The organism is Pseudomonas sp. HMWF006 (genome assembly GCF_003061205.1).
GTDB lineage: Bacteria > Pseudomonadota > Gammaproteobacteria > Pseudomonadales > Pseudomonadaceae > Aquipseudomonas > Aquipseudomonas monsensis.
On record NZ_QAIU01000394.1, the window covers coordinates 1 to 4,422 of the forward strand.

General features: G+C 61.7%; 2 protein-coding genes and 1 pseudogene. 1 reads left to right on the top strand and 2 read right to left on the bottom strand.

Features of this window, described 5'->3' with window-relative positions; all coding sequences use genetic code 11:
• Both DBR24_RS16115 and DBR24_RS16120 read right to left on the bottom strand, forming a co-directional pair.
• Positions 1-2,823, bottom strand: a 2,823-nt coding sequence (locus DBR24_RS16115; RefSeq protein WP_128615258.1) for a multidrug efflux RND transporter permease subunit, incomplete at its 3' end; no start/stop codon positions are given.
• A 15-nt stretch (positions 2,824-2,838) separates the two neighbouring features.
• Positions 2,839-3,996, bottom strand: a complete 1,158-nt coding sequence (locus DBR24_RS16120; RefSeq protein WP_123468448.1) for an efflux RND transporter periplasmic adaptor subunit — start codon at positions 3,994-3,996, stop codon at positions 2,839-2,841.
• 293 nt (positions 3,997-4,289) lie between these two features.
• Between DBR24_RS16120 and DBR24_RS32385 the strand changes: the two are divergent.
• Positions 4,290-4,422 (top strand): annotated as a pseudogene (locus tag DBR24_RS32385) (DNA-binding response regulator); the annotation flags it as partial.

Here is a 4,422-nt window from a genome sequence, read left to right on the forward strand (position 1 = left end):
CTCAATGATCAGGATCGCGTTTTTCGCCGACAGACCGATGATCGTGATCAGCCCGACCTTGAAGAACACGTCGTTGGGCATCCCGCGCAACGTCACCGCCAATACCGCACCGAGCACGCCCAGCGGCACCACCAGCAACACCGAAGTCGGAATCGACCAACTCTCGTACAGCGCTGCCAGACACAGGAACACGATCAGCAAAGACAGCCCCAACAGGATCGGCGCCTGACTGCCGGATAACCGCTCCTGCAACGACAATCCCGTCCATTCCTGCCCCAGACCTTTCGGCCCTTGGGCCACCAGCCGTTCGATTTCCGCCATGGCTTCACCGGTGCTGTGCCCCGGGGCCGGTTCGCCGGAAATCGCAATCGCCGGATAGCCGTTGTAACGGGTCAACTGCGCCGGCCCCTGGGTCCATTTCGCTTGCACGAACGCCGACAGCGGCACCATCTTGCCGTCGTTGTTGCGCACATGCATTTTCAGCAAGTCGTCGACCTGGCTGCGGCGGTCACCTTCAGCCTGCACCACCACCCGTTGCATCCTGCCCTGGTTGGGGAAGTCATTGACGTAGGAGGAACCCACCGCCGTCGACAGTACGTTGCCGATGTCGGCGAACGACACACCCAACGCATTGGCCTGCCGGCGATCCACTTCCAGCTGGACTTGCGGCGCTTCGGCCAGTGCGCTCTCGCGCACGTTCATCAGTACCGGACTTTTCTCGGCGGCCGCGAGCAATTCAGTGCGCGCCTGCATCAACGTTGCGTGGCCAAGGCCGGCGCGATCCTGCAGGCGGAACTCGAAACCGCTCGATGTACCCAGACCATCCACCGGTGGCGGAAGAACAGCGAACGCGACGGCGTCCTTGATCTGGCTCAGCGCGATGTTGGCGCGATCGGCAATCGAGGCCGCCGAATCATCGCGGCCACGTTCCGACCAGTCCTTGAGGGTAGTGAACGCTAGTGCGGCGTTCTGCCCGCTACCGGAGAAGCTGAAGCCGAGAATCACCGTGCTGTCACCCACGCCCGGTTCCCCGGCGTTGTGCGCCTCGATCTGTTCGACCACCTGCACCGTGCGGTTCTTGCTCGCACCCGGTGGCAGTTGAATGTCGGTGATGGTGTAACCCTGGTCTTCCACCGGCAGGAAAGAGGAGGGTAGACGCATAAAGCACAGGCCCAGTCCCACCAGCAGCACGACATAGATCAGCAGAAAGCGCCCGCTGCGCTTCAACGCATAACCAACCCAGCTTTGATAGCGGTCAGTCAGGCGTTCGAAGCGGCGGTTGAACCAGCCGAAGAATCCGGATTTCTCGTGATGCTCGCCCTTGGCAACCGGTTTGAGCAGTGTCGCGCACAGTGCCGGTGTCAGGGTCAGCGCGAGGAACGCCGAGAACAGGATCGAGGTCGCCATCGACAGCGAGAACTGCTGGTAAATGACCCCGACCGAGCCCTGCATGAACGCCATCGGAATGAATACCGCCACCAGAACGAGGGTGATGCCGATGATCGCGCCGGTGATTTGTGTCATCGCCTTGCGCGTGGCTTCCTTGGGCGACAGGCCTTCGGTGGCCATGATCCGTTCGACGTTCTCCACCACCACGATGGCATCGTCGACGAGAATGCCGATGGCCAGGACCATGCCGAACATCGTCAGTACGTTGATCGAGAAGCCCAGCGCCAGCATGGTCGCGAACGTGCCCATCAGCGCAACCGGCACCACCAGCGTAGGGATCAGCGTGTAGCGCACGTTCTGCAGGAACAGGAACATCACCGCAAACACCAACAGCATCGCTTCGCCCAAGGTGTAAACCACTTTGGTGATCGAGACTTTGACGAACGGCGAGGTGTCGTACGGAATCTTGTATTCGACCCCGGCCGGGAAGTAGCGCGACAGCTCGTCCATCTTCGCCCGCACCAGCGTCGCGGTGTTCAGCGCGTTGGCCCCCGGCGACAGCTGCACGCCCACCGCCGTGGACGGCTTGCCATTGAGGCGCGTACCGAACTGGTATTCCTGACTGCCGATCTCGACTCGCGCGACGTCACCGACTCGCACCGTAGAGCCGTCCGGGTTGGCCTTGAGCACGATGTCGGCAAATTCCTCCGGCGTCGACAGCTGGCCCTTGACCAGGATAGTGGCGGTGATTTCCTGAGTGGACGGATTGGGCAAGTCGCCGATGCTGCCCGCCGAGACCTGTGCATTCTGCGCGACGATGGCGGCGTTGACGTCCGCAGGCGTCAGGTTGAATGCGATCAGTTTCTGCGGATCGATCCAGATACGCATCGCCCGCTCGGCGCCATACAACTGGGCCTTGCCGACGCCGTCCAGACGCTTGATTTCGTTCATCACGTTGCGCGCCAGATAATCACTGAGCGCCACGTCATCGAGTTTGCCGTCGCTGGAGGTCAGGGTGATTAGCAGGAGAAAACCGGCGGAAACTTTTTCCACCTGCAAGCCCTGCTGGTTCACCGCTTGCGGCAGGCGCGACTCCACCACCTTGAGGCGGTTCTGCACATCGACCTGCGCCAGTTCAGGGTTGGTGCCCGGCTGGAAGGTGGCTTTGATCGTTGCGCTGCCGAGGCTGCTCTGCGATTCGAAATACAACAGGTGATCGGCACCGTTGAGTTCCTCTTCGATCAGGCTGACCACGCTCTCGTCGACGGTCTGCGCCGAAGCGCCAGGGTACACGGCGTAGATTTCGATCTGTGGCGGCGCGACGTCGGGGTATTGCGCCACCGGCAATTGCGGAATGGCCAGCGCACCGGCCAACAGGATGAACAGGGCGACCACCCAGGCGAATACCGGGCGGTCGATAAAGAACTGCGGCATATAAAAGCGTCCTGCTTACTGACCAGAGGTCTGGGCAAGTGGAAGAGGGGTGTCGTCGATCTGCACTTTTTCGCCGGGGCGGGCGTGCTGCAGGCCTTCGATGACAATGCGATCACCGGGTTTGAGGCCGCCGGTGACGATCCAGCGATCGTTCTGCACAGCACCCAGTTGCACCGGTTGCTGGGCCACGCGCATTTGCTCGTCGACGGTCAGCACTTGCGCGATCCCGGCGCTGTCACGCTGCACCGCACGTTGCGGCACGGTGATGCCCTGCTGGATCGTTGCCTGTTCCAGGCGCACACGGACGAAACTGCCGGGCAGCAGATCAAGGTCCGGATTGGGGAACTCGCTGCGCAGGATGATCTGGCCGGTGCCCGGGTCGACCGTGATGTCGGCGAACAACAGTTTGCCCGGCAACGGATACAGGCTGCCGTCATCCTGAATCAATGTGGCTTTGACTTGGTCCTGACCGACCTGCTGCAACTGACCGGAGCGGAAGGCCCGGCGCAGTTCATTGAGCTCGCGAGTCGACTGGGTAACGTCGGCATGAATCGGGTTCAGTTGCTGAATCAGCGCCAGGGGCGTTGTTTCGTTCTGCCCGACCAGCGCGCCTTCGGTAACCAGCGCCCGACCGACCCGCCCGGAAATCGGCGCGGTGACGGTGGCATAACCGAGGTTCAGCTTCGCGCGTTCCACTGCGGCCTTGTTGGCCGCAACATCGGCGGCAGTTTGCCGGGCATTGGCGCGGGCATTGTCGTAGTCCTGACCGCTGATGGCCTTGTCGTCGATCAACTGGGCGTAACGCTGCTCCTGCAATTTCGCCTGGAATGCATTGGCCTCGGCCTTGCGCAGTGCGGCTTCGGCGCTGTCGAGGTCAGCCTTGAAGGGGGCCGGGTCGATACGGAACAGCACATCGCCCTTTTTCACATCGCTGCCTTCGCGGAATGTGCGTTGCAGCACCACACCGGGGACCCGGGCGCGCACTTCGGCAATCCGTGGCGCGGCAATCCGCCCGCTGAGTTCGCTGCTGATCGACAGGGGGTGCGCTGCAATGGTTTCGATGCGCACGGTCGCTGGCGGCGCCTGTTCTTCGGCGTTCGAGGATGAATCACAGGCGCTCAGCGTCAGCGCCATTGCGATCAGGCCGAGCCCGGCCAGCAGATTTTTCGACATGTACAACCCCCAATATTGAAGTCCGCATCCTACGGGCAGACGCCGAGGTTAGCGGTGAAGCTTTGTAGGCGCTGTGTGAAATTGTGTAAGGGTTTTGCTCAGGGACGGGTGAGGGCGTATATCCTCTACGCCTTGAAATTTATTGCGACAGTTGAATCGCCATCGCGGGCAAGCGCGTTCCCACAGGGATTGGTTGTGGACACAGATTTTGTGAGCACCCGATAACACTGTGGGAGCGGGATTGCCCGTGAAGTGGCCCTTCCGGTCGCCACAGCACTTTTCTGGAACACCCCATGCCCAACATCCTTCTGGTCGAAGACGACACCGCCCTCGCCGAACTGATTTCCAGCTACCTGGAGCGCAACGGCTACTCCGTCAGCGTGATCGGCCGTGGCGACCATGTGCGCGAGCGGGCGCGGATCAACC